The sequence below is a fragment of the Pseudomonas citronellolis genome (assembly GCF_900112375.1).
In the GTDB taxonomy this organism is placed as follows: domain Bacteria; phylum Pseudomonadota; class Gammaproteobacteria; order Pseudomonadales; family Pseudomonadaceae; genus Pseudomonas; species Pseudomonas citronellolis.
In genome coordinates this window covers 81,276-103,767 of record NZ_FOLS01000022.1, presented here as the reverse complement: position 1 = coordinate 103,767, position 22,492 = coordinate 81,276, and the positions used below count along the sequence as shown (strand labels likewise).

Here is a 22,492-nt window from a genome sequence, read left to right as displayed (position 1 = left end):
GATGGGTTGAGCGAAGCGATACCCATCGCCACGGCCCCATGGGTTTCCGGCGCGGAGGTGCGCAATGACCGCCGCACGCCCCGCCGGAGCCGCGCAAGCCCTGCTACTGCTGTTCGGCAGCTGCCTGCCGGTGCTCGGCGCGGTGCTCATCGCACCGGTGCTGCCGCGCATGCAGGCGCATTTCGCCGAAACCCCCGGCGCCGCCGTGCTGGTGCCCGTCGCCCTGACCCTGCCAGCGCTGGTGATCGCCTTCCTGGCGCCGCTGGCCGGGTTGCTCGCCGACCGCATCGGGCGGCGCCCGCTTCTGCTGGCCAGCATGTTGCTGTACAGCCTGTGCGGGGTGCTGCCGCTGTGGCTCGACTCGCTGGGGCTGATCGTCGCCAGCCGCGCCGGCATCGGCCTGGCCGAGGCGGGCATCATGACCTGCTGCACCACCCTGATGGGCGACTACTTCGACGGCCAGCGCCGCGAACGCCTGTTCGCCCTGCAGATGGTCGCCACCTCGCTGTCCGCCGCGCTGTTCATGGGCCTGGGCGGGGCGCTGGGGGAGAGCGGCTGGCGCACGCCCTTCGCGCTCTACGCGGTGGGCCTGCTGTGCCTGCCGCTGATGGCGGCATTGCTGTGGGAGCCGCAGGTGCGCCATGCCGGGCCGGCGCGCGCGGACGCCGAAGGCTTCCCCTGGGCCGCGCTGGCGCCGCTGTACCTGCTGACCCTGCTGGCCGGCGTCAGCCTGTTCATCGTCCCGGTGCAGGCCGGCTACCTGCTGCAGCTGCTGCACGTGGACGCTCCGCAGCAGGTGGGCATGACCATGGGCGCCAACCAACTCGGCGTGCTCGCCGGGGCCCTGGCCTTCCGCCTGCTCGCCACGCTGCCGGCGCGGCGCCTGCTGGCCCTGGGCTTCGCCACCGCTGGCCTGGGCGGTGCGCTCATGGCCCTGGCCGACAGCCACGCGCTTGTGGTGCTGGCGGTGCTGGTCAACGGTCTGGGCGTGGGCCTGCTGCTGCCGACGCTGATCACCCAGGTGATGCTGCAGGTCGGCTTCCACCAGCGCGGCCGCGCCACCGGCGGCTTCACCGCGTCCATCTTCGCCGGTGAATTCCTCAGCCCGCTGCTGGTGCTGGCGATCAGCGGCGGCGCCAACCCGCAGCTGCCCCAGGCCTTGCTGGCGGTCGCCATCGGCCAACTGGTCCTGGCCCCGCTGTGCCTGGTGCTGCTGCGCCGAGGCCGGTCGGCGCCGGCGGTGGAGGCGCTATGAGCGAACTCTTCTCCCTGGTCGGCAAGGCCGCGCTCATCACCGGCGCCACCCGCGGCATCGGCCTGGCCATCGCCCGCGAGTACGGCCGCGCCGGCGCGCGCCTGGCGATCAGCAGCGAAAACGCCGAGGACTGCGCGCGCAGCGTGGCGCAGCTGGCGGAGGAGGGCATCGAGGCCCTCGCGCTGCCCGCCGACCTGCGTGACCCGCAAGCCGTGCAGAGGCTGGCGGAACAGGCCCTGGCGCGCCTCGGCGGCCTCGATGCGCTGGTCTGCAACGCCGGCGTGGCGCCGCACATGGGCCCGCTCGCCACGGCCAGCGACGCCGACTGGGAGCTGACCCTCACCGTCAACCTGCGCAGTGCCCTCTGGCTGACCAATGCGCTGCTGCCGGCCATGGCCGCGCGCGGCGGCGGCAGCGTGGTGCTGATGGCCAGCATCGCCGGCGTGCGCGGCAACAAGGGCCTGGGCCTCTACGGCCTGTCCAAGGCCGGCCTGGCCCAGCTGGCGCGCAACCTGGCGGTGGAATGGGGCCCGGCGAACATCCGCGTCAACGCCATCAGCCCCGGGGTGATCCAGACCGCGTTCGCCCGTCCGCTCACCGACAACCCCGAAGTCCTGCGGCGCCGTCTGGCGCTCACCCCGTTGCGCCGCGTCGGCCGCCCCGAGGAGGTGGCCGCCCTGGCGCTGCTGCTCGCCGCGCCCGGCGGCGCCTTCATCAGCGGCCAGAACCTCATCGTCGACGGTGGCACCACCATCGGCGACGGCAATTGAAAGGAGATGCCATGCAACAGCTTCCCGAATTCAAGCGCATAGTCACCGGGCACGACGCCCGGGGCCAGGCGGTGGTCGCCAGCTGCGGCCCGACGCCCAACGTCTTCCCGCTCAAGGCGGTGCCCGGCACCGTGTTCTACGAGGTGTGGAACAGCGCCGCCAGCCCGGCGCCGCTGGACAATGGCGATGACCCGACCAACCAGCCGCTGCAACTGAGCCCCGGCCCGCTGGGCAGCGTGATCCGCGTGGTGGACATCCCGCCGGACAGTCTGCAGAACCAGGTCAGCGCTGCGGACGCGGCGGCCGCCTTCGCCGAGATCGGCCAGGCCCACGCCGGCACCGGCAAGGCCGAGTCGAAGCACAAGCTGATGCACCGCACCGAAACCCTGGACTACGGCATCGTCACCGAAGGCGAGGTGTGGCTGGTGCTGGACGAAGGCGAAGTGCAGTTGAAGCGCGGCGACATCGTGGTGCAACGCGGCACCAACCACGCCTGGAGCAACCGCACCGAGCAGATGGCGCGGATGGTCTTCATCCTCCTCGACGGCCGCTACGCCGAGGCGCTGAAGGAGCTGCTGCCATGAAGCTCGCCAGCCTCAACGACGGCAGCCGCGACGGCCGCCTGCTGGTGGTCTCCCGCGACCTGCAGCGGGCGGTGGACGCCAGCGCCATCGCCGCCACCCTGCAGGCGGCGCTGGACGACTGGCCCGCCGTCGAACCCGCCCTGCAACGCCTCTACCAGCGCCTGAACGCCGACGAGGCGGATGGCGCCTTCGCCCTCGACCCGGCGCAGCTGGCCGCGCCGCTGCCGCGCGCCTGGCAATGGCTGGACGGCTCCTGCTTCCTCAGCCATGGCGAGCTGATGCAGAAGGCCTTCGACCTGGAGCCCATCGACGGCGCCGACAGCATCCCGCTGATCTACCAGGGCGCCGGCGACGACTTCCTCGGCCCGCGGGCGGACATCCCGCTGCCCAGCGAGGCCCACGGCATCGACTTCGAAGGCGAGTTCGCCGTGCTGGTGGACGCGGTGCCCATGGGCTGCCCGGCCGAACGCGCCCTGACGCACGTACGCCTGGTGCTGCAGCTCAACGACGTCAGCCTGCGCGCCCTGGCGCCGCGGGAAATGAAGACCGGCTTCGGCTTCCTCCAGGCCAAGCCCGCCAGCAGTTTCGCCCCGGTGGCGGTGACCCCGGACGAACTGGGCGCGGCCTGGCGCGATGGCCGCGTGCACCTGCCGCTGCACGTCGAGTGGAACGGCGAATGGTTCGGCCACCCCCACGGCGGCGCCATGCACTTCGGCTTCCACCAGTTGATCGCCCATGCGGCCCTGACGCGCAGGCTGAGTGCCGGCACCCTGATCGGCTCGGGTACCGTGTCCAACGCCGACCGCGCGGTGGGCTCGGCCTGCATCGCCGAGCGCCGCGCCATCGAGACCCTCGCCCAGGGCGCGCCGCGCACCGGCTTCATGCGCTTCGGCGACCGCGTGCGCATGGAGGCCCGCGGCATGGACGGCGAAGCGCTGTTCGGCGCCATCGACCAGCGCGTGGTGCAAGGGGGCTGGCCATGCGCGTGATGGTCAGCGGGGCCAATGGTTTCGTCGGTCGCGAACTGGTCCGCCGCCTGCTGGAGCAGGGCGAGCTGCGCGGGCGGCGGATAGACGCGCTGCTGCTGCTCGACCAGCAACTGGACGGCCTGCCGGACGACCGCCGCCTGCGCCGCCACTTCGGCAGCGTCACCGACCCGGCGCTGCTGCGCCGGGTGCTGGCCGACGGCATCGACGTGGTGTTCCACCTGGTCAGCGTGCCCGGCGGCGCTGCCGAGGCGCAGTACGAACTGGGCTACCAGGTCAACCTGCAGGCCAGCCTGGAACTGCTGCAGCAACTGCGCCACCGCGAGCGCCCGCCGGTGCTGGTGTACGCCAGCAGCGTGGCAGTGTACGGCGGCGAGCTGCCGGCGCGCATGGACGAGGCGCAGCCGGCGCACCCGCAACTGTCCTACGCCGCGCACAAGCTGATGGTGGAAACCGCCCTGGAGGACCTGGCCCGCCGCGGCGAGGTGGACGGCCGCGCCCTGCGCCTGCCCGGCATCGTCGCCCGGCCGCGGCAGCCCAACGGCCTGCGCTCGGCCTTCATGAGCGACCTGTTGCACGCCTACGCCGCCGGCGAGCCCTACACCTGCCCGGTGTCGCCGCAGGCCAGTGCCTGGTGGATGTCGGCGCGCTGCTGCGTGGACAACCTGCTGCACGCCGCCGAGCTGGAGAACCCCGGCGCGCGGCGCGTGTGGCAACTGCCGGTGCTGCAGCTGTCCATCGCCCAGGTGCTCGACGCCCTGGCCGCCAGCTTCGGCGAGGCCAACCGCGCGCGCATCGCCTTCGAGCCCGACGCGCAGCTGGAAGCGCTGTTCGGCCGCTTCCCGCCGCTGCGCACGCCGCAGGCCCGCGCCCTGGGCTTCCGCCACGACGGCTCGGCCGCCGCGCTGCTGCGCAACGCCCTCGACCTTGCGCCGCGCCGCAGCCGCGCGGCCGCCCGCAAAGGAGTTTCCGCATGAACCTGAGCAAGCGCCGCCTGCTCGACCTCTCGGTGAGCCTGGAGAACAACCCCTATACCGACCCGCCGCCGTTGCTGCCGAAGATCGACTACATGGACCACCAGCAGGGCTGGCCGGAAATGGCCGCGATGTTCCCCGGCCTGCGCAAGGAAGACCTGCCGGGCAACGAGGCCTGGGCCGCCGAGCGCCTGCAGATCACCACCCACAGCGGCACCCACATGGACGCGCCCTGGCACTACGCCTCCACCACCGACGGCGGCAAGCCGGCCTTCGGCATCGACGAACTGCCGCTGGAGTGGTGCCTACAACCGGGGGTGAAGCTGGACTTCCGCCACCTGCCCGACGGCCACGTGGTGACGGCGGCCGAAGTGGAGACGGAACTGGCGCGCATCGGCCACGCGCTGCAACCGCTGGACATCGTGCTGGTGAACACCCGCGCCGGCAGCCTGTTCGGCCAGCCGGGCTACCTGGAGGCCGGCGTCGGCATGGGCCGCGAGGCCACGCTCTACCTGCTGCAGCGCGGCGTGCGGGTGGTGGGCACCGACGCCTGGAGCTGGGACGCGCCCTTCAAGTACACCCGCGAACGCTTCGCCGAAAGCGGTGACGCCGCGCTCATCTGGGAAGGCCACAAGGCCGGCCGCGACATCGGCTACGGGCAGATGGAGAAGCTGGCCAACCTCGACCAGCTGCCGGCCGACGGCTTCCTGGTCAGTTGCTTCCCTTACAAGATCCGCCACGCCTCGGCGGGGTTCGTCCGCGCCGTGGCGATCTTCGAAGGCTGAGACGGCGCCGCTCAGCGGATGCCCAGCAGGCGGTCCAGCGACAGCCGGCCGCCGCCGCGGGCGACCAGCAGCAGGAGCAGGCCGGCCCAGGACAGGTGGGTGGGCCAGGCGTCGGGGTAGACGAACACCTCGATCACCGTGGTCATGCCCAGCAGGGCCAGGGCCGAGAGGCGCGTGCCCAGGCCCAGCACCAGCAGCAGCGGGAACAGGTGCTCGGCGTAGGTGGCCAGGTGCGCGGCGATGTGCGGCGGGACCAGCGGCAGCGCGTATTCACTCTGGAACAGCTCGTAGGTGCTTGGAGTGATGGTCAGCAGGCCCTCCACCTTGGTGCGCCCGGAGAGGAAGAAGATCGAGGCGATGCCCAGGCGCGCCACCAGGCACAGGAAGGATTCGCCGAGCAGGCGCTGCAGGGCGTCGGCCAGGCGGTTCCAGCGCTGGCGCAGGCCGGGGTTCGTCGACGGGGCGTGGGTGATGTCCATGGCGGGTTCCTCAGTGGGGCAGGATGAGCGGGGCGAAGGCCGCGGCGGCCAGCAGGCGGCCGAGCAGGGCGGTGAAGTCCAGGTCGGGCTGGGCCTGCAGCGCCAGGGCGGAGGCCCGGTCGAGGTCGTGCCCGGCGGCGCAGGCGTCGAGGAAGGCGCAGGCGCCGAGGTCCAGCGGCTGCCAGGCGACGCCCGCGGCGCTGCCCACCAGCAGGGCGCCTTCGCCGTGCCAGGGGATGTCCTCCGGCAAGGGCAGCGCCTCGCGGTTGTAGCGCCACAGGCTGTAGATCGGCTGGCCGCCGAACCAGCGCCAGCGCACATTGCTCCGCGGGCGCAGGCGGCAGCGGGCGAGGTCGGTGGCGGTCATGCCGGCCAGTTCGGCCAGGGCCAGGGCGGGTTCCTGCTCGGCGGCGAAGGCCTCCAGCCAGAGCCGGTCCAGGCGCGCCACGTCGGCCAGGTAGGGCAACTGGCGGGCCGGTTCGAAAGCATCGAGGAAGTCGGCGAAGCCTTCGCCGTAGAGGATCAGCCGCGCGTCGTTCGGCGGCGTCTCGCGGGCATATAGCGCCGCGACGGCGGCCAGCCACTCGCGGCCGACCAGGCGCTCGACGGCGGGGAAGTTGTCGCACAGGGCATCGACGCAGCCCTTGAGCACGGTGTTGCGGTAGACGCTGAAGCCCGGCTGCGCGGCCAGCACCGCCAGCTCGCCCGCCGGGTGCTGGTAGAGGGCGTCGACGAAGGCGTCCTGGAAGGCGCCGAGGGAGCTGTTCATACCGGCACCTGCGCCAGGTTGAGGATGGCCTGGGCGACATCGCGCTCGTCCAGCAATTCGCCGAATGCGGGGATGTGGTCGTCGCGCTCGATCAAGGTCGGGCGTGGGCCGATGCGCTGGATCAGGCGTTGGTAAAGGGCCCAGACCGGTTCGGCGATGGCGGCGTCGTGGGAGTCGATCAGCAGTTCGCCGCCTTCGTCGTGGCTGTGCCCGGCAAGGTGGATTTCGAGGATCGCCGCGGCGGGAAAACGGTCGAGGTAGTGCGCGGCGTCGAAGCCGAGGTTGTGGGCGCTGACATGCACGTTGTTGACGTCCAGCAGCAGGCCGCAACCGGTGCGCAGCGCCAGTTCGGTGAGGAAGTCGATCTCGTCCCAGTCGTGGCCGTCGAGGCGCAGGTAGTGGCTGGGGTTCTCGATGGCGATGCGCCGGCCCAGGGCGTCCTGGGTGCGCTGGATGTTCTCGGCGATGCGCGCGAGGGCGGTATGGCTGCGCGGGAAGGGCAGCAGGTCCGGCAGGTACTGGCCACGCCAGGTCGACCAGGCCAGGTGCTCGGAAATCAGCATCGGCTGCACGCGCTCGGCGAGCGCGCGCAGGCGTTGCAGGTGCGCCGCGTCGGGCGGTGCATCGGCTGCCAGGGACAGCGAGACCCCGTGCAGCGACAGCGGATGGCGTTCGCCGATCCGCTCCAGCCAGGCGCGGCGCGGGCCGCCGACCATGTAGTTCTCCGGGTGGACCTCGAACCACAGGCCCTCGGCGTCGCATTCCAGGGCCTGGGAGTAATGCTCGGCCTTCAGGCCCAGGCCGGCGCCCGGTTCATGCATGGCGTTCATGGTCGGCGGCCTCCGCTCAGGCCTTGGTCGGCGTCAGCGAGCCCATGCCGTGGGGCGTCTTGATCGAGGTGCAGGTGCCGGCCGGGACATTCTTCCAGTGCATGCCGTCGTAGTCCTTCTTGGCGCTGCCGGCGCAGGTGGTGCCGGCGCCGGCCTTGCAGTCGTTCTTGCCGGCCAGGGCCACGCCGTAGCATTTCTCCATGGCGGCGCCTGCGCCGGCCTGGGTGTTCATGTCGTCGGCCAGGGCGGCGCCGGCGAGGGAGGCGAGGGTCAGGGCGGCGGTAGCGAGGGCGATGCTTTTCATGGTGCGGTCTCCGAAAGATTGGGATGGCCGGCGGAGGCTTACCGTCGGCTCATGAACCAGTTCGTCGCCTGTCGCCATCCGGTTACAGGTGCGCGAAAATTTTTTTGAGATTTCCCCGGCGCGGCCCTAACGTATTGAACGGCGGCCGGTTTTTTCATGCCGCCGGGGTGTGCATGCTGGCTGGTGCGCGCCGTGCAGAAAAATTTCATCCGCGGTGTAACCAGGGCGAGCGATGCAACGAACTACCAGCCAGGCGCAGTTGAACGCACGCGAGGCGCAGCTCCAGGCCCTGCTGTTGCGTGGCCTGACCGGCGACGCCGCGGCCTACCGCGACTTTCTCGGCGCCCTTGGCGTACACCTGCGGGCCTTCCTGCGCCGCCGCCTGGCGCAGCGCCCGGCGGAGGTCGAGGACCTGCTGCAGGAGGTGCTGCTGGCCGTGCACAACGCCCGCCACACCTACCGCGCCGAGCAGCCGCTGACCGCCTGGGTGCAGGCCATCGCGCGCTACAAGCTGGCCGATCACTTCCGCGCCTACGCCCGTCGCGAGGCGCTGCAGCAGCCACTGGAAGAGGATGATCACGAACTCTTCGCCAGCGAGGACGGCGAACCGGCGCAGGCCAGCCGCGACCTCGGCCGCCTGTTGCAGCGACTGCCTGAGCGGCAGCGCCTGCCGATCGTCCATGTGAAGCTGGAAGGGTTGTCGGTGGAAGAAACGGCGCGGCTCACCGGGCTGTCCAGCTCGGCGGTGAAAGTAGGCATCCACCGCGGGCTCAAGGCCCTGGCGGGCATGATTCGAGGTAAGCGCAACGATGAAGACCGATGAGCTGATCGACCTGCTGGCCGCCGGCGAAACGGCGGTGGACCGGCACGCCCTGGCCCGGCGCTTCGCCCTGGCCCTGCTGGGCGGCGGCCTGGGCGCACTGCTGCTGGTGGCGGCGCTCTACGGCGTGCGCGCCGACCTCGCCCAGGTGGCGCGCACGCCGCTGTTCTGGGCCAAGGTCGCGCTGCCGGGCAGCCTGGCGCCGCTGGCGCTGTGGCTGTGCAGCCGCCTGGCGCGCCCAGGCGTGCGCGGCGGCGCGGCCTGGGCCGCGCTGTGCGTGCCGGTGCTGCTGGTATGGCTGGGCGGCGCCCTGGCGCTGGCCGGCGCGCCGCTGGAGGCGCGCGCCGACCTGATCTTCGGCCGCACCTGGCGCACCTGCCCGCTGAACATCGCGCTGCTCTCGCTGCCGGCCTTCATCGGCGTGTTCTGGGCCCTGCGCGGCCTGGCGCCGACACGCCCGCGCCAGGCCGGCGCCGCCGGCGGCCTGCTGGCCGGCGCCACAGCGACCCTGGCCTACTGCCTGCATTGCCCGGAAATGGGCGTGCCCTTCTGGGGCATCTGGTACCTGCTGGGGATGCTGCTGCCGACGCTGCTGGGGGCGTTGCTGGGGCCGCGGCTGTTGCGCTGGTGAGGGTGGGGCGCCCGAGGAAGGGCAAGCGGTGTCTGGGTTCGGCAAGAGTGTTCAATCCTGGCCGCCGTTCCCTCACCCCAGCCCTCTCCCAGAGGGAGAGGGGGCCGTCCGGAGCGGGCGGAAAGTTCGGAGTCATCCTGTGAGCGCGTAGGGCGTATAACCGTTCGCGGTTATACGCCGTTGGCCGAAGCTCCGATGCCTGATGATTCCGGACCCGTAGGAGCGGACTCTGTCCGCGATTGGTTTGGTTAGACGGATGTGGGGTCAGGGAGCTTCGTGAATGCACTTCACGCCGAACGGTCCCCTCTCCCGCTTGCGGGGGAGGGTTAGGGAGGGGGAGCGGAGTCAGGGTTGGCAGAGGTGTGGGGTGGAGTCCGTAACCCTCTCCCCAGCCCTCTCCCTGAAGGGAGAGGGGGCTGTTCGGAGTGGCGTTGGAGTCAGGCATCATCCTTCAACCTCGTCATTCCCGCGAACGCGGGACGCGGCTCCATCGCGAACAGCGCTTGCGCTGGCCCGAAGGGGAATAACCCAGTGACTGCCGGGTTCGCGAGCAAGCTCGCTCCTACGAAGAACAAAAGCAAAAGCAAAAGCGCGTTTGCTCTTGGGACTTCCAGAGAAATAGCCGAGCGCACCGAAACGCCCCTTCAGAAGGCCGAGCGAAACCCGTGCTCAGGAGGTCATGCGACATGGATGTCGCGAGAGCCCCGCGGGCTACAGGGACGTACCCTCGGGGCGGGCCTCCGTGGCGGGGGAGTTCGTGAGGGTAGCCCGGCTTTATCGGGCCCGTATGCGGGGCAAGCCTTTTTGGTTCCTTTTTGCGGGGGTGGCCTTCCACCGTTTGACAAAAGGGACTCGCCCGAGGGGGCGAAACCAGACGGTCGGGCAAACTCGGAGCGGCGCAGAAACACCCAAGCCAAGGCAACTGGGTTATTCCCCTTCGGGCCAGCGCAAGCGCTGTTCGCGATGGAGCCGCGTCCCGCGTTCGCGGGAATGACGGGGTTAGGTTGGATGCAAGGGCTCGCAAACGAAGCCATAACCCCACACTGCCGATTGTCGGCTCATCCACTACCCCATCAAATTCAGAGCTATTCCTGCACTGCTCCAACCAACGATGGAGGAGGAGATGGAACGACTAAGGAAGGTATTGCTGGCCTCAGCCATCAACGAGACTTCCGCTGTGCAGGTCTTGCGCCAGGCCGCGGCGGAAGCCGTCTCGCCCGTTACCGCCGCGGCCCTGCTCACCGCCGCGAAACGCCTCGAGGAGAATGCCGATGCGCTGCTGCAGGCCGCGCACCGGATCGAATTGGCGCTGCACCCCGACACCCGGGAGGAGGACCAGGCCGGGCTCGCGCCGCTGGAGTGAGCCTGCCTGGCCGACGCGCTCGTCAGGCGGCCGTCGTCGAGGTCCCCTTGCCGTGGACCATCACCCGGTTCCTGCCGGCCTGCTTGGCCTGGTAGAGCAGCTCATCCGCCTCCTTGAGCGTGGCGGCGACGTCGGGCCGGTCCGCCGTCCAGCAGGCCACCCCCAGCGACAGGGTGACCTGCCCGGCCGGAGGCATGACGGCCTCGGCCAGCGAGCGCCTGATCCGCTCCGCCACTTCCGCGGCGTCGGTGAGGCCGGTCAGCGGCAGCAGCAGGATGAACTCCTCGCCACCCACCCGGCAGGGCACGTCGCCGTCGCGGCAGTTCTGCCGCAGCAGGCCGGCGAAGGCCTGCAGCACCTTGTCGCCGACGTCGTGGCCGTATTGGTCGTTGACCCGCTTGAAATGGTCGATGTCCATGCTGATCACCGCGAAAGGCTTCTCCAGCAGCGCCCAGTCGCGCAGGCAGTCCTCCAGCATCCGCCGGTTCGCCAGGCCGGTCAGCGGGTCGCTGAGCACCTGGTGGTTGAGCTTGCCGATGCGCTCCTGGGTCAGCAGCGCGCCCTGGATCAGCGCGCGGCGGATGCGCCAGGCCTCGTAGTACCAGGCGCTCACCTGGCCGATGCCGCGGGAGTCGTCCAGTTGCTCGGCATAGTCGGCGAGCCTGCTCAGGGGCTGGCTGATCCGCGAGGCGGCCCACCAGAGCAGGACCAGCCCCAGCAGGATCATCGGCACTATGCCCTGCACCACCTGGAGCATCAGCGCCCGCAGGGCGGCGAGGGGCACGCTCATCGGTTGCTGGACGACCACCCCCCAGCCGCTGTTGGGCACCGGGGCATAGCCCGCCAGCATCTGCACCCCGTCGGCATCGGTGACCTGCATCGCGCCGCTCTCGCCGTGCAGCACGGCGTCCACCGCCGCGTTGCGGCCCACGGCCTTGCCGATGTGGTCGGCATCGGGGTGGAACAGCAGGTGGCGGTTGCCGTCCACCAGGTACAGGTGCGAGGCGTCGGTCTGGAAGTGCTTGCTGACGATCTCGTTGAGCGCGTTGTTCTTGCGCAGGTAGATGGTCCCGCCGACCAGCCCCAGGTACTCGCCTTGCGGGCTGCGGATGGGGTGGGAGACGAAGACGATCAGGTTGCCCACCAGCGAATTGAAGGCCGGGCTGATCATCGCCTGGCGCCGTTCCAGCGGCTCCCGCGAGCGCAGGTTCTGGCCGGCCACACTGAGCGCCGGCGGGTGCGAGGCGAGAATCCGGCCCTGGGCATCGGCGATCACCAGGGTGTTGAAGCTCTGGTCCTGCTCCGCCAGGCGCCGGGCCTCGGCCTGCATCGTCGCCCGGGAGGCGAAATCCTTGCCCATCACCTGGGCGCTGTAGCGCAGCCGGCCGAGGTCGGCGTCGAGGCTCTGGCCGAGGGTCAGGGCGACTTTCGCCGCGTACGCGCGGTTGGTCTCCAGCGAATTGCGCACCAGCGTCTCGCGCTGGATCCGGTAGGTGGCATAGAGGTCGTTCAACAGCGTGGCGAGGATGGCCAGCGAGGTGAACAGCAGGATCAGCGTGCGCAGGTTGAGCTTGGGGATGGCCCCGGATGACATGGACGTATTCCAGTGGCGCGTGGTAGATGGCGGCCGGAAACGGCGGGCCGCCGGGTTCTGGCAAGGCAGCGGCCCGTCAGCGGCCGGTCCTCCGGTGCTGCATCCGTCTATCCTGCCAAGGTTCATGGTAGGTGAAAATTTGGTGGCATATGGCCATTAGTTGACCAATGGTGTGCGCCGGCCTGGCATGAGCTTAGAACCGGCAGCGATTTGTCGGCGGGCCCGGGAAACCTCAGGATAGACCGGTAATGGCGACGAAGGCCCCCGAGCCGGCCTACGCTTGGAAAGAACCACGGCATTGGAAGTATCGATACATGCACGAGATCGGCAAACAGACTGAGAACAGCCCGGTGAGCTGGCAACTGGAGCGCATCGTCGAGGAACTGCGCGCGGCGCGCAGCGAATGGCGCAGCCGCAGCGGCCGGCCGCGGGAGCAGGGTGGGCGCGAGCTGCCTTCGCGGCGGTCCATCGAGGAGGTCGTCGAGCGCCTGGCCTGCGCGCTCTTCCCCATGCGCCTGGGGCCCAACGACCTGCGCGAGGAGAGCGAGGACTTCTTCGTCGGCCACACCCTGGACAGCGCCCTGAACGCGCTGCTGATCCAGGCCCGCCTGGAGCTGCGCTACAGCGCGCGCCAGCGCGGCGAGCCGGAGGACGGCATCGACGAGCGGGCGCTGGCCATCATCCGCGACTTCGCCTTGGCCCTGCCGCTGCTGCGCCAACTGCTGGACTCCGACGTGCTGGCCGCCTACCAGGGTGACCCGGCGGCGCGCAGCGTCGACGAGGTGCTGCTGTGCTATCCGGGCGTGCTCGCCATCATCCACCACCGCATGGCGCACCACCTGTACCGCGCCGGCCTGCCGCTGGTGGCGCGGATCATCTCCGAGCTGGCGCACTCGGCCACCGGCATCGACATCCACCCCGGCGCGCAGATCGGCGGCAGCTTCTTCATCGACCACGGCACCGGCGTAGTGATCGGCGAAACGGCGATCATCGGCGAGCAGGTGCGCATCTACCAGGCGGTCACCCTGGGCGCCAAGCGCTTCACCGCCGACGAGACCGGCCAACTGCACAAGGGCCAGCCGCGCCACCCGATCGTCGAAGACGAAGTGGTGATCTACGCCGGCGCCACCATCCTGGGGCGCGTCACCATCGGCAAGGGCTCCACCATCGGCGGCAACGTCTGGCTGACGCGCAGCGTGCCGCCGGGCAGCCAGATCAGCCAGGCCAGCCTGCAGCAGCAGGCCAACGACGCGGGGCTGGACTAGGCGTAGGGCGGATAATCGCGGACGGAGTCCGCTCCTACGACCGTGCTTCCTGGAATCGTAGGAGCGGACTCCGTCCGCGATCGGTCCGATCCGTTGCACCGAACTATGCAACTGCACGGCCCTCGTAGTCGTGGCGATGGGTATCGCTTCGCTCAACCCATCCTACGAAAAGCGTCTTGGCGCGAGCGGGCCTGTTCCGTCAGCGAGTTCCCTGCGCCGGCGCCAGCTTGTCCAGCACCTGCCGGGCCAGGGCGTGGTACAGCGAGACCGGGGCGATCCAGCCGGAAATGCTGGCGGCCATGACCGTGGCGGCCAGCATGGGGATGACCAGGTCGGGGCTGTGGGAGAGTTCCAGGACGATCACCGAGGCGGTCAGCGGCGAGCGGGTCACGCCGGCGAGGTAGGCGCCCATGCCCAGCAGCGCGCAGGTCTGCGGGTTGACGTCGGGCAACTGCGACAGCAGCGGGGCGAAGGCCGCGCCTATGCTCAGCGAGGGCGAGAACAGGCCGCCGGGGATGCCGGCGAGGTAGGACACCACGTTGGCCAGGAACTTCCACAGCACGAAGCCCTGGTCGGTCATCGGGTGGCCTTCGAGCAGGGCGCGGGTTTCCTCGTAGCCGGTGCCGAACACGTGGTTGCCCGAGGCCAGCCCCAGCAGCGCCAGCAGCAGGCCGCAGGCGGCGGCGAAGCGTACCGGCCAGCGCTCGCGCAGGCGGCACATGCGGCCCAGCCAGCCGGCCTGGGTGGGCAGCACCAGCTTGACGTAGAGCCCGCCCAGCAGGCCGCCGAGCAGGGCGCAGGCCGGCACCTCGCTCCAGCCCCAGCCGGCCGGCAGGCTGCCGCCGATCTCGCCGAAATAGGAGTAGTGGCCCATCAGGCCGAGGGTGACGGCGCCGCCGATCAGCACCGCGGTCAGCACCAGGCCGCTGAAGCGCTGCTCGAAGGTGCGGCTGAGTTCCTCGATGGCGAACACGATGCCCGCCAGCGGGGTGTTGAAGGCCGCGGCGATGCCGGCCGCGCCGCCGGCGAGGATCAGCCCGGCGATGGTGCGCCGGCCATGCAGCCCCAGGCGCCGGCCGAAGGCGTAGATGACCGCGGCGCCGACGTGCACCGTGGGCCCTTCGCGGCCCACCGAGCCGCCCACCAGCAGCGCGCCCAGGGTGAAGAGCATGCGCACGGCGGCCACCGGCAGCGCCAGCACCCGGGCGCGGAAGCGCCGCGAGGGTGATTCCAGCGCGGCGATCACCTGGGGAATGCCGCTGCCCTTGGCCTCGCCGAACCAGCGCTGGGTGATCCAGGCCAGCAGGGCGAAACCCGCCGGGGTGACCAGCAGCGGCAGCCAGGGGGCAATGCCGAGCATGCGCTTGAACAGGGCGAAGGACTGGTCCGCGAGCCAGGCGAAGGCCAGCGCCACCAGGCCCACCAGCAGCGCGCCGACCCAGAACGCCAGGCGCTGTCGCCATTCCAGCCAGCGTGGCCGTCGGAAGCGCCGGAGGCTGGCGGTGGGGGCGGGTTCTGCGTTGGCGGGGCTGGGCTGTTCGGACATCGACGGGGCCTGGATCGCGGGGCAAGGGCGGATTATGGCCGTCTTGCCATCGCCTTGCACTTCGCGTTCAGGTGTCTCCACGTTTTCCCGTGCAGGCGCTCGCCCTGCATGCGAATCGTGGACGGAGACGCGATGTTATCCCGTAGGAACAACTGCCTTGCCCACTGCGCCGGGGTGCTCGCTCCTACGAAAAGCCGTGCTCGCCTGCCGCGCAGGAGCGGACTTTGTCCGCGATTGTGTCGGCAGGGTAGGCGATGGGTTTTGCAAATGTTCTGCCGGGACACATAGGTAACGCCTGGGGCGTTATGCGCCCTACGGTTGGGCTGGCGAGCGGGCATAAGAATGCCCTCGTCCTTCCTGAACGACAGGCCCCCGCCAGGGCCGGGCCCAGGAGCCTGGCCGGGCCCGGCGGGGAGCGCTCGCCCGCAACGTGGCGGGCCAGTAGGCCATTGCATCGGAACACGAGAGCCGCCCGCCCGTAACCGGGTGGGCGACACCCCAGGTATAGCCGATGGCGATGGCCGCTTCGCTGGCGAAGTGTGGCGCAGTCGAGGGTTTCGAGAGTTCGCTGCGCCGGGCCGACGACTGCCGCGGCAGTGGCTACGCTTGAGCCAGGGCGGTCGCATTCGCCCGCTGGATCACCATCGACGCCCGTAGCGAGGGGCCAAGGAGCGGAGTGAATGAGGCGCTGGTTCGGCATGCTGTTGTTGCTCTGCGTCGCGTTGCCGGGCTGGGCCCTGGCGCAGATGCCGGCCGACGCCACGGAAGGGGGGCCGGGCGTGCCGGCGGAGCTGAAGGTGGCCAACCGCAGCATCGTCGTGTTCCGCGCCACCCTGCTCGGCGAGACGCCGGCGGCCCGCGCGCAGAGGGCCAAGGCGGTGATCGAGGAGGCGTTGCAGGGCACCGATGAGCTGACGGTGAGCATCGACGCCATCCTGCACAGCCAACTAGTGCTGCTGGGCGGCCGGCGCGCCTTCATCGTCGTGCCGCTGGACCTGGACCCGCCCGGCGGCTCGGTGCAGGAGGCGGCCGCCCAGGCGGCGGCGAACCTGCGCCTGGTGGTGGAGGAGACCGGCCAGGCGCGCAGCCTGCGCTTTCTGCTCACGGCCCTGGGCTTCTCGGCCCTGGCCACGCTGGTCTACGCGGCGCTGCTCAAGGGCGCCGGCTACCTGCGGCGCAAGCTGCGCGGGCTGCTGCCGCAGCTGATGCGCGAGCGCACCTACCAGATCAAGGTCGGGCACACGCCGCTGTTCGACATGCAGTACGTGTTCTACCTGGTGGACCGCCTGCTGGCGCTGCTCTACTGGGTGTTCGTGCTGCTGTGCGGCTACAAGTGGCTGAGCTTCGTGCTCTCGCAGTTCCCCTACACCCGGCCCTGGGGCGAGGGCCTCAACCTGTACCTGCTGGAGCTGGCCAACTACCTGCTGGACGGCATCGTCGGCGCCATTCCCGGCCTCGCCGTGGCCGTGGCGATCTTCTTCATCGCCCGCGGCGTGAGCGCCTTCAGCCGGCGCCTGCTGGAACGCCTGGCGCGCCCCGGGAGCATCCGCTGGCTGACCGTGGAAACCCTGCAGCCGACCACGCGGCTGACCTCCCTGGCCATCTGGCTGTTCGCCCTGGTGATGGCCTACCCGTACCTGCCGGGCTCGGGCACCGATGCCTTCAAGGGCCTTTCCGTGCTGCTGGGCCTGATGATTTCCCTGGGCGCGTCGAGCATGGTCGGCCAGGCCGCCGCCGGGCTCATCCTCACCTATTCGCGCACGCTGAAGGTGGGCGAGTACGTGCGGGTGGGCGACAACGAGGGCACGGTCACCGAGGTGGGCATGTTCAACACCACCATCCGCACCGGCCTGGGCGAGGTGCTGACGCTGCCCAACTCGATGATCACCGGCTCGGTGACGCGCAACTATTCGCGCGCCGTGCAGGGCGCCGGCTACATCGTCGACACCGTTGTCACCATCGGCTACGACACGCCCTGGCGCCAGGTGGAGGCGATGCTGGTCGAAGCCGCCAGGCGCACCGACGGCATCCTCGAGAAGCCCCGGCCGCAGGTGTTCCAGACCGGGCTGTCGGACTTCTACCCGGAGTACCGCCTGGTGGCCCAGGCCGTGCCCAGCGAGCCGCGCCCGCGCGCGGAGCTGCTGAGCCTGCTGCACGCCAACATCCAGGACGTGTTCAACGAGTACGGCGTGCAGATCATGTCGCCGCACTACCTGGGCGACCCCGCGCAGGAGAAGCGGGTGCCGCGGGACAAGTGGTACAGCGCGCCGGCCACGCCGCCGGCCGGGGGGGAAGGGCGTGGCGGGAAATGAAAATACATGGGCCGGGCTGGTTTGAAAGCCGCTCGATCGTTGCCTAAACCTGTAGGCGAGCCGCGTGTTCCAGCGCTGGAGGCCATACTGGATAGCGCATGTCGATGAAGTTCACCGAGCAAGGACCGATCCCATGAGAAGTCAACTGTTGACCAAGAGCGCGATCTTCGCCGTACTGAGCGCCGCCAGCCTGCTGGCCCAGGCCGATGAGGCCGGGGGCAACGGCTGCGGCTGGGGCAACATGGTGTTCGAAGGGCAGCGCGGGCTGTTCCCGCACCTGCTGGCGACCACCACCAACGGCACTTCGGGCAACGCCACCTTCGGCCTGACCTCCGGCACCAACGGCTGCAACTCCGATGCGCGCCTGGGCTACGGCGGCCGTTCGATCTTCGCCATGAACGGCATGCTCGACAACATCGCCGAGGACATGGCCAAGGGCCACGGCGAGGCGCTGGACGCCTACGCCACCCTGCTGGGCGTGCAGCCCCAGGACCGCGCCCACTTCGCCCAGGTCACCCGGCAGCACTTCGGCGAGATCTTCGCCAGCAAGGACACCACCGGCGAGCAGGTCTACGCCAACACCCTGGCGGTGATGAGCCGCGACAATGTGCTGGCCCGCTACGCCCGCCAGCCGGCCTGACGCGTCCGCAACGAAAAATGCCCTCTTCGGAGGGCATTTTTCGTTCATCCGGCCGGGGCCGTGGTGGCGCTACTCGCCGGTTGCCATCTGCACGACGCCGGGGTCGCCGTGCAGGCGCCGATGCTCCAGGGGTGTCATGTCGAACCAGCGCTGGTGCGCGCGGCAGAACGAGGTGGTGCGCCGGTAGCCCAGTTCGCCGGCGATCTGCGCCACGCCCAGGGTGGTGTGGCGCAGCATCTGTGTGGCCTGGCGGCGGCGGATGCGCTCCAGGTGTTGCTCGAAGTCGACGCCGTTGTCGGATAGGCGCCGCTGCAGCGTCCTGGGATGCAGGCCGAGGGAGTACGCGACCTGTTCCAGGTTGCAGCGGTGGCTCGGCAGCAGCGTCTGGATCTTGTGCGCCACCTTCGCACCCAGGTCGTCGTCGACGTCGCCATGGGCCTCTAGGTAGAAGCGCACGATGGCGTGCAGGGTGGCGTCGTGGTGGAGGCAGGCGCGCTGCAGGACCTCCACGGGCATGACCAGGGCGTTGTGGTCCTGGCCGAACAGTGCGGAGCAGCCGAAGTAGTCGCGATAGGTCGCCATTTCGCCGAGGGCCTGGTGGCGGAACATCACGGCCTTGGGCTGCCACGGGCGGCCGGTCAGCTCGCTGATCAGCAGTTTGCCGTGCAGCACCGATTTCTCCACGATCTGCGGCGTTTCGGTGTTGCTGGGCAGAGCGTTGTCGAAGTACAGCAGCGCCTGGTTGGGGCGGCGCTCCAGGCGGAACAGGATCGAGGGGCTGTAGACGCTCATGTAGCGGATCACCGCCACCAGCGCATCGCCCACCGTGGGCGCGGAGTGGGCCAGTTGCTGCAGCGGACCGGCCAGCGCGAAACCCTGGCGGGTGGCCAGCTCCAGGCCGAAGTGCGGCAACTGGAGGGCCTGGGCGCTGCCCTCGAAGATCTGCACCAGGCTCTTGTAGGGCAGTTGTTTGTCGAAGCTGCCGACCACGTCCAGGCCGATGCGATAAGGGGCGAGAAAGTCGCGCACGCAGGCGCCGCGCTCGGCGACCAGTTCGCCGAATTTGAGAAAGGCAGTACCGCGAATGCTATCCATGGCTGTTCTTGTGTGTAGCGAGTGGGTTGTTCGTGAGTATGGCCGCGGAGGCGGCGCCTGCACGCCGGGGCGATGAGCTGTCGTTTGCGGAAGGGGGGGCGGAGAACCACCCGGCGCCGCGAAGGCGCCGGGCGGCAAGGTGTCACTTCTTCAGTGCCTGGTACGACTTGACCATGTCCGAGGCCCAGCCATCGAGCACCGCGCGGGCGTCCGAGGCCTTCATCACCTGGGAGGAGTTGTCCAGCTCGGTGCCGGCGCCCTTGCGCACCACCTCGGCCACCACCTCGTTGCTGCCGCCGTCGAGGAAGGCCGCCTCGGTGGCGATGCTGGTGTCCTGGTCGCGGATGCCGGTGGCGGCGCTGACGCCGGCGGCCACCAGGGCGATGGGGATCACCTCGTAGGGCTGCAGGCCCTTGGTCGAGGCGCTCACCCCGGTGATCGCCGGGCGCACCACCAGCACGCCCGGGCCGGGGCCGCTGGCCAGCGGCAGGGCCTTGGCGAATTGCGTCTGCAGGGCCTGGTCGTAGTAGCTGGTGATGCCCTGCAGGGTGCTCTGCGGGATCTTCTCGGTGGGCTGCGGTTGCGGGTAGAGCTGGCTCGGCTCGACGTACACGCTGCTGAAGCGGTTGACGTCGATGCCGGGCTGGATCCAGCGCATGACCGGAGCGCCGGAGGGCGATTTTTCTTCCTTCAGCACGCTGTAGTTCTTGAGGAAACCGGAGTACTGCTCGGGTTCGACGTATTTGCTCGCGCAGCCGGAGAGCACCAGGGACGCCAGGCACACGGATACCGCTAACGATTTCAACTTCATCGAGTTGCTCCTTGTGGACGGTAATGACGGGGTAGGGGAATCGGGTACATGACCGGGGCTGGCCGCTAGTAGCGCCAGGTGACGCCCCCGGCCAGGGCATGCAGTGCGGCATTCTTGTAGGTGCCGGAGAGGGTGGTCCCGGAGCGTGACTTGGTCTGTTCGACGTCCATGTCCCCGAGCCACATCAGAGTGTAGGCGAAGTGCACGTCCATGCCGTCGCCCAGGTCGTAGTTGATGCCCGTGGCGAGGCGCCAGACGGCGCCGGCGGGGTTGTCCACGGTGCGGTCGCTGTCGTCCACCATGGGGCTGTCGTAGCCCAGGCCCATGCTCCAGCGCAGCTTCGGCGTGGCCTGGTACTGCGCGCCGACGGAGGCGTTCCAGGAGTCCTTGTAGTTGCGGTCGACGGTGCGGCTGACGCCGCCGGCGTTGGCATCGACTTCCACGCCGATGTTGCCGAAGTCGCTCCAGTCCTGCCAACCCAGGCTGCCCAGCAGCGTCCATTGCGGGTCGAGGTCGTAGGCAAGGCTGAGCAGGGCGGTCTGCGGGATGTTCAGGTCCAGTTCCAGCTTGTCCACGTTCAGCCGGTTCAGGGCAGCGTTGAGCAACGGGTTGTTGATGCCGTCCAGGTCCGGGCGGTCCTTGAACTCCAGCTTGACCTTGCTGGTGTAGGCCAGGCCGACGCGGGTGCGCTCGTTCAGCTCGTAGAGCAGGCCGATGTTGAAGCCGGTGCCGACGTCGGTGTCCTTGTATTCCAGCTGGCCGTCGGGGCGGTCGATGAGGCCGAGCAGGCTGTTGTTGACCGCGACTTCGGTGCGGTAGTAGCCGTACACCAGGCGCGGGCCGATGCCGACGGAGAGCTTGTCGGTGAACTTGTGCGCCAGGGTCGGCTGGAAGGACACGCTGAGCAGCGACGCCTCCTGGGTGAAGTAGCGGCCGGCCCAGTCGTCGTCATAGTCCACCGCCAGGCCGAAGTTGCCGTAGATGCCAAAGCCGATGGCGTTGCGCTCGTCGATGCGGTGGCTGACGAAGAAGCTGGCGCCGGGCAGGTATTTGAGGCCGTTGCCGCCTTCGTTGCCGTCGAACTGGTTGGCATCGTCGCGGGAGAACTTGTAGTGCCCCAGCAGCACCTGGCCGTTGGCGTTGATCTGGGTGCCGGCCAGCGCGGCGATGCCCGCCGGGTTGCTCATCAGCACGCTGGGGTCGCGGGCCAGCGCCGCCGAGCCGGCGTTGGCCAGGCCCGTGCCTTCCTGGCCCACTTCGTAGATCAGCGCATCGGCCGCCCAGGCATTGCCGGCGGCCAGCCCCAGTGCACCTGCCAGTATGGCTGGGTGCAAATGCAGACGACGGAGGTTGTTGCTCGCCACTGGCAGCGCTTCCTTTTGCTCGTTATCGGTCATGCAGGCACGGGGATTACTACCTGCCGTGCAGGTGAACCACCCCTTCGGGGGAGTGTGGTGACACTGTCCAGCCTAGATACTGACAGCGGTTGCGCAATCTCGCCGACTCTGCGGTTCGTCGGGGGATGCTCATTACACGACATTGCCGGTTTTCCCGTGGCGTCGGCCGAACCGCGGACTAGAGTTACGGCATCCCTGCGCCAGCGCAGTGGAATGGCAAAGCGCCAGGCATGGCGCGCCCGCCGCAGGGAAACGAATACGACGCGACGGCCGGAACAAGGAAAACGACAGTGACCACACGTGAGCAGATCGCCAATCTGGAAGCCAGCGTCGGTGCGCAGGTTCTGGGCCAGGAACAGACCATCCGCAATATCATGCTGGGCCTGCTGGCCAACGGCCATGTGCTGCTGGAAAGCCTGCCGGGCCTGGCCAAGACGCGCACGGTCAAGGCCCTGTCGAAGAACCTGGACGCGCGCATGAGCCGCATCCAGTTCACCCCCGACCTGCTGCCCTCGGACATCACCGGCGGCGAGATCCTGCAGCAGACCGAAAGCGGCAACCAGCTGAAGTTCCAGCCCGGCCCGCTGTTCGGCAACGTGATCCTCGCCGACGAGATCAACCGCGCCCCGGCCAAGGTCCAGGCGGCGCTGCTGGAGGCCATGGAGGAGCGCCAGATCACCGTGGCCGGGCAGACCCACGCCATGCCCGGGCTGTTCATGGTGCTGGCCACGCAGAACCCCATCGAGCAGGAGGGCACCTACCCGCTGCCCGAGGCGCAGATGGACCGCTTCCTGATGAAGCTGCTGATCGACTATCCCAAGGTCGAGGACGAGACCCAGGTGCTGCGCCTGGTGCGCGCCGAGGAGCAGCGCCAGCAAGCCGGCGCGCCCGCCGAGGCCCCGGCGCCGCTGGCCCAGGAGGCGATCTTCGCCGCCCGCCGCGAGGTCGGCCAGGTGCACGTGGCCGAGGCCATCGACCGCTACCTGATCGACCTGATCAACGCCACCCGCCGCCCGGCCGACTACGACGCCGACCTGGCGCGCTGGATCAAGGTGGGCGCCAGCCCGCGCGGGGGCATCAGCCTGGACCGGGTGGCGCGTGCCCACGCTTGGCTGGCCGGCAGCGACTACGTTTCGCCCGATGACGTGCGCGCCGTGCTGCACCCGGTGCTGCGCCACCGCCTGCTGCTGTCCTACGACGCCGTGGCCGATGGCGTGAGCGCCGAGCAGGTGGTCGACCGCCTGCTCGACAAGGTCGCGGTACCGGCCTGAGGGGAGGGTAG

22 protein-coding genes are annotated in these 22,492 nt (G+C 69.7%); 13 read left to right on the top strand and 9 right to left on the bottom strand.

Going from position 1 to position 22,492, the window contains the following annotated elements:
- The first annotated feature begins 64 nt into the window (after positions 1-64).
- Genes BM060_RS20640 through BM060_RS20615 form a run of 6 tightly spaced genes read left to right on the top strand, consistent with a single transcriptional unit; the run spans position 65 to position 5,354 of the window.
- Positions 65-1,255: an MFS transporter gene (locus BM060_RS20640; RefSeq protein ID WP_074982521.1), complete on the top strand. Its 1,191-nt coding sequence runs from the start codon at positions 65-67 to the stop codon at positions 1,253-1,255.
- Complete coding sequence (locus BM060_RS20635; RefSeq protein ID WP_074982518.1) at positions 1,252-2,025, top strand: SDR family NAD(P)-dependent oxidoreductase; 774 nt, start codon at positions 1,252-1,254, stop codon at positions 2,023-2,025. Before BM060_RS20640 ends, BM060_RS20635 begins: the two co-directional genes overlap by 4 nt.
- Positions 2,026-2,036: 11 nt before the next feature.
- Positions 2,037-2,609 carry a cupin domain-containing protein gene (locus BM060_RS20630; RefSeq protein WP_074982516.1) on the top strand — a complete coding sequence of 191 codons (573 nt, stop codon included), beginning with the start codon at positions 2,037-2,039 and terminating at the stop codon, positions 2,607-2,609.
- Positions 2,606-3,598 (top strand): fumarylacetoacetate hydrolase family protein, encoded by a 993-nt coding sequence (locus BM060_RS20625; protein WP_074982514.1) that lies wholly within the window; start codon positions 2,606-2,608, stop codon positions 3,596-3,598. Before BM060_RS20630 ends, BM060_RS20625 begins: the two co-directional genes overlap by 4 nt.
- Complete coding sequence (locus BM060_RS20620) at positions 3,589-4,572, top strand: NAD-dependent epimerase/dehydratase family protein (protein WP_074982512.1); 984 nt, start codon at positions 3,589-3,591, stop codon at positions 4,570-4,572. Before BM060_RS20625 ends, BM060_RS20620 begins: the two co-directional genes overlap by 10 nt.
- Positions 4,569-5,354 carry a cyclase family protein gene (locus tag BM060_RS20615; protein ID WP_074982510.1) on the top strand — a complete coding sequence of 262 codons (786 nt, stop codon included), beginning with the start codon at positions 4,569-4,571 and terminating at the stop codon, positions 5,352-5,354. The genes BM060_RS20620 and BM060_RS20615 overlap by 4 nt, the downstream gene beginning before the upstream one ends.
- A gap of 11 nt (positions 5,355-5,365) precedes the next feature.
- Here BM060_RS20615 and BM060_RS20610 read toward each other — a convergent pair whose 3' ends face one another.
- The 4 genes from BM060_RS20610 to BM060_RS20595 are packed head-to-tail and all read right to left on the bottom strand — an operon-like array spanning position 5,366 to position 7,736.
- Positions 5,366-5,833 carry a DoxX family protein gene (locus tag BM060_RS20610; RefSeq protein ID WP_074982508.1) on the bottom strand — a complete coding sequence of 156 codons (468 nt, stop codon included), beginning with the start codon at positions 5,831-5,833 and terminating at the stop codon, positions 5,366-5,368.
- 10 nt (positions 5,834-5,843) lie between these two features.
- Positions 5,844-6,602 carry an HvfC/BufC N-terminal domain-containing protein gene (locus tag BM060_RS20605; RefSeq protein ID WP_074982507.1) on the bottom strand — a complete coding sequence of 253 codons (759 nt, stop codon included), beginning with the start codon at positions 6,600-6,602 and terminating at the stop codon, positions 5,844-5,846.
- Positions 6,599-7,432: an MNIO family bufferin maturase gene (bufB, locus tag BM060_RS20600; protein ID WP_074982502.1), complete on the bottom strand. Its 834-nt coding sequence runs from the start codon at positions 7,430-7,432 to the stop codon at positions 6,599-6,601. Before bufB ends, BM060_RS20605 begins: the two co-directional genes overlap by 4 nt.
- A 16-nt stretch (positions 7,433-7,448) precedes the next feature.
- Positions 7,449-7,736 (bottom strand): BufA1 family periplasmic bufferin-type metallophore, encoded by a 288-nt coding sequence (locus BM060_RS20595; protein ID WP_074982499.1) that lies wholly within the window; start codon positions 7,734-7,736, stop codon positions 7,449-7,451.
- Positions 7,737-7,968: 232 nt separating this feature from the next.
- Here BM060_RS20595 and BM060_RS20590 point away from each other — a divergent pair, with 232 nt between their 5' ends.
- The 3 genes from BM060_RS20590 to BM060_RS20580 all read left to right on the top strand — a co-directional run bounded on the left by BM060_RS20590 (position 7,969) and on the right by BM060_RS20580 (position 10,550).
- Complete coding sequence (locus BM060_RS20590) at positions 7,969-8,559, top strand: sigma-70 family RNA polymerase sigma factor (protein ID WP_074982497.1); 591 nt, start codon at positions 7,969-7,971, stop codon at positions 8,557-8,559.
- Positions 8,546-9,187 (top strand): DUF1109 domain-containing protein, encoded by a 642-nt coding sequence (locus tag BM060_RS20585; protein ID WP_074982495.1) that lies wholly within the window; start codon positions 8,546-8,548, stop codon positions 9,185-9,187. Before BM060_RS20590 ends, BM060_RS20585 begins: the two co-directional genes overlap by 14 nt.
- Positions 9,188-10,310: 1,123 nt before the next feature.
- On the top strand, positions 10,311-10,550 hold the full coding sequence (locus BM060_RS20580; RefSeq protein WP_074982492.1) for a hypothetical protein: 240 nt from the start codon (positions 10,311-10,313) through the stop codon (positions 10,548-10,550).
- 22 nt (positions 10,551-10,572) lie between these two features.
- Here BM060_RS20580 and BM060_RS20575 read toward each other — a convergent pair whose 3' ends face one another.
- A complete protein-coding gene (locus BM060_RS20575; protein ID WP_074982488.1) occupies positions 10,573-12,144 on the bottom strand; it encodes a GGDEF domain-containing protein in 1,572 nt (523 codons plus the stop codon).
- A gap of 314 nt (positions 12,145-12,458) precedes the next feature.
- On the opposite strand from BM060_RS20575, the gene epsC reads away from it, so the two are divergent.
- Positions 12,459-13,409, top strand: coding sequence for a serine O-acetyltransferase EpsC (gene epsC / locus BM060_RS20570; protein ID WP_074982486.1), 951 nt, complete (start codon positions 12,459-12,461; stop codon positions 13,407-13,409).
- Between the two features lie 199 nt (positions 13,410-13,608).
- Here the strand turns inward: epsC and BM060_RS20565 are convergent, their stop codons facing one another.
- Positions 13,609-14,955, bottom strand: a complete 1,347-nt coding sequence (locus tag BM060_RS20565) for a chloride channel protein (protein WP_074982485.1) — start codon at positions 14,953-14,955, stop codon at positions 13,609-13,611.
- Between the two features lie 698 nt (positions 14,956-15,653).
- Here BM060_RS20565 and BM060_RS20560 point away from each other — a divergent pair.
- Positions 15,654-17,267 (top strand): mechanosensitive ion channel family protein, encoded by a 1,614-nt coding sequence (locus tag BM060_RS20560; protein ID WP_501037489.1) that lies wholly within the window; start codon positions 15,654-15,656, stop codon positions 17,265-17,267.
- A gap of 133 nt (positions 17,268-17,400) precedes the next feature.
- A complete protein-coding gene (locus BM060_RS20555; protein ID WP_074982479.1) occupies positions 17,401-17,907 on the top strand; it encodes a DUF3015 domain-containing protein in 507 nt (168 codons plus the stop codon).
- Positions 17,908-17,976: 69 nt separating this feature from the next.
- Here the strand turns inward: BM060_RS20555 and BM060_RS20550 are convergent, their stop codons facing one another.
- The 3 genes from BM060_RS20550 to BM060_RS20540 all read right to left on the bottom strand — a co-directional run bounded on the left by BM060_RS20550 (position 17,977) and on the right by BM060_RS20540 (position 21,210).
- A complete protein-coding gene (locus BM060_RS20550; RefSeq protein WP_074982478.1) occupies positions 17,977-19,002 on the bottom strand; it encodes an AraC family transcriptional regulator in 1,026 nt (341 codons plus the stop codon).
- A 142-nt stretch (positions 19,003-19,144) separates the two neighbouring features.
- Positions 19,145-19,813 (bottom strand): DUF3313 domain-containing protein, encoded by a 669-nt coding sequence (locus BM060_RS20545; protein ID WP_074982477.1) that lies wholly within the window; start codon positions 19,811-19,813, stop codon positions 19,145-19,147.
- A 65-nt stretch (positions 19,814-19,878) separates the two neighbouring features.
- Complete coding sequence (locus BM060_RS20540) at positions 19,879-21,210, bottom strand: OmpP1/FadL family transporter (RefSeq protein ID WP_083426804.1); 1,332 nt, start codon at positions 21,208-21,210, stop codon at positions 19,879-19,881.
- 290 nt (positions 21,211-21,500) lie between these two features.
- On the opposite strand from BM060_RS20540, the gene BM060_RS20535 reads away from it, so the two are divergent.
- Entirely contained in the window at positions 21,501-22,481 is a 981-nt protein-coding gene (locus BM060_RS20535; RefSeq protein ID WP_074982474.1) for an AAA family ATPase, read from the top strand.
- Positions 22,482-22,492 lie beyond the last annotated feature (11 nt).

What these genes read in the sequence shown, in the direction of transcription:
- BM060_RS20640 (WP_074982521.1), top strand. Translation starts at nt 65, where the DNA reads ATGACCGCCGCACGCCCCGCCGGAGCCGCGCAAGCCCTGCTACTGCTG.
- BM060_RS20635 (WP_074982518.1), top strand. Translation starts at nt 1,252, where the DNA reads ATGAGCGAACTCTTCTCCCTGGTCGGCAAGGCCGCGCTCATCACCGGC.
- BM060_RS20630 (WP_074982516.1), top strand. Translation starts at nt 2,037, where the DNA reads ATGCAACAGCTTCCCGAATTCAAGCGCATAGTCACCGGGCACGACGCC.
- BM060_RS20625 (WP_074982514.1), top strand. Translation starts at nt 2,606, where the DNA reads ATGAAGCTCGCCAGCCTCAACGACGGCAGCCGCGACGGCCGCCTGCTG.
- BM060_RS20620 (WP_074982512.1), top strand. Translation starts at nt 3,589, where the DNA reads ATGCGCGTGATGGTCAGCGGGGCCAATGGTTTCGTCGGTCGCGAACTG.
- BM060_RS20615 (WP_074982510.1), top strand. Translation starts at nt 4,569, where the DNA reads ATGAACCTGAGCAAGCGCCGCCTGCTCGACCTCTCGGTGAGCCTGGAG.
- BM060_RS20610 (WP_074982508.1), bottom strand. Translation starts at nt 5,833, where the DNA reads ATGGACATCACCCACGCCCCGTCGACGAACCCCGGCCTGCGCCAGCGC.
- BM060_RS20605 (WP_074982507.1), bottom strand. Translation starts at nt 6,602, where the DNA reads ATGAACAGCTCCCTCGGCGCCTTCCAGGACGCCTTCGTCGACGCCCTC.
- bufB (WP_074982502.1), bottom strand. Translation starts at nt 7,432, where the DNA reads ATGAACGCCATGCATGAACCGGGCGCCGGCCTGGGCCTGAAGGCCGAG.
- BM060_RS20595 (WP_074982499.1), bottom strand. Translation starts at nt 7,736, where the DNA reads ATGAAAAGCATCGCCCTCGCTACCGCCGCCCTGACCCTCGCCTCCCTC.
- BM060_RS20590 (WP_074982497.1), top strand. Translation starts at nt 7,969, where the DNA reads ATGCAACGAACTACCAGCCAGGCGCAGTTGAACGCACGCGAGGCGCAG.
- BM060_RS20585 (WP_074982495.1), top strand. Translation starts at nt 8,546, where the DNA reads ATGAAGACCGATGAGCTGATCGACCTGCTGGCCGCCGGCGAAACGGCG.
- BM060_RS20580 (WP_074982492.1), top strand. Translation starts at nt 10,311, where the DNA reads ATGGAACGACTAAGGAAGGTATTGCTGGCCTCAGCCATCAACGAGACT.
- BM060_RS20575 (WP_074982488.1), bottom strand. Translation starts at nt 12,144, where the DNA reads ATGTCATCCGGGGCCATCCCCAAGCTCAACCTGCGCACGCTGATCCTG.
- epsC (WP_074982486.1), top strand. Translation starts at nt 12,459, where the DNA reads ATGCACGAGATCGGCAAACAGACTGAGAACAGCCCGGTGAGCTGGCAA.
- BM060_RS20565 (WP_074982485.1), bottom strand. Translation starts at nt 14,955, where the DNA reads ATGTCCGAACAGCCCAGCCCCGCCAACGCAGAACCCGCCCCCACCGCC.
- BM060_RS20560 (WP_501037489.1), top strand. Translation starts at nt 15,654, where the DNA reads ATGCTGTTGTTGCTCTGCGTCGCGTTGCCGGGCTGGGCCCTGGCGCAG.
- BM060_RS20555 (WP_074982479.1), top strand. Translation starts at nt 17,401, where the DNA reads ATGAGAAGTCAACTGTTGACCAAGAGCGCGATCTTCGCCGTACTGAGC.
- BM060_RS20550 (WP_074982478.1), bottom strand. Translation starts at nt 19,002, where the DNA reads ATGGATAGCATTCGCGGTACTGCCTTTCTCAAATTCGGCGAACTGGTC.
- BM060_RS20545 (WP_074982477.1), bottom strand. Translation starts at nt 19,813, where the DNA reads ATGAAGTTGAAATCGTTAGCGGTATCCGTGTGCCTGGCGTCCCTGGTG.
- BM060_RS20540 (WP_083426804.1), bottom strand. Translation starts at nt 21,210, where the DNA reads ATGACCGATAACGAGCAAAAGGAAGCGCTGCCAGTGGCGAGCAACAAC.